Here is a 470-nt window from a genome sequence, read left to right as displayed (position 1 = left end):
CACTCCCGATCGCACCGACGTCATAACGGATAGCCGCATCCCACATCGTGTAGGACGGAATCAGGTAGACGTTGGCACTGTCGCCGTAGCTTTCACCGTTGTAGCGGACGCCTGCGGCAAGGCTCAGGCCTGCGAGTGCCCCGCCCTGGAAGGTGTAGTCACCCCACAGCGCAGCGGTCCAGTCCGGGACCATCGCCAGCTGCTTGCCCCGATAGCCGTTGTTGCTCTTGGTGACTTCCGAGTCCATCCACGATGCGGCGCCGATCACGCTGAAGCCGTCGAGGGGGGTGATGCGGCCTTCCAGTTCAACGCCACGCACGCGACCTTCGCCATCTTGGACTTGGCACTGGCTGGACCCAGTGGTGCCGCAGGTGTTGTGGTTGGGATCAGGGTCGTTGGTGAGGATATTCTGCTGGCGCAGATCGTATGCCGAAAGCGTGATTAGGCCATCGAATCCAGACGGCTGATAC

The 470-nt window shown here is 61.7% G+C and carries 1 protein-coding gene; it reads right to left on the bottom strand.

What is annotated here, in order from left to right; all coding sequences use genetic code 11:
* Positions 1-406 (bottom strand): TonB-dependent receptor domain-containing protein (locus VG561_RS21150; protein ID WP_423179945.1); only part of this gene is annotated, 406 nt, incomplete at its 3' end.
* Positions 407-470 lie beyond the last annotated feature (64 nt).

Origin of the sequence: Stenotrophomonas sp. CASM110 (genome assembly GCF_049384345.1) — a bacterium.
Lineage (GTDB): Bacteria > Pseudomonadota > Gammaproteobacteria > Xanthomonadales > Xanthomonadaceae > Stenotrophomonas > Stenotrophomonas muris.
Note: the sequence above shows the minus strand (reverse complement) of the source record. Positions and strands in the feature narration are given on the sequence as shown.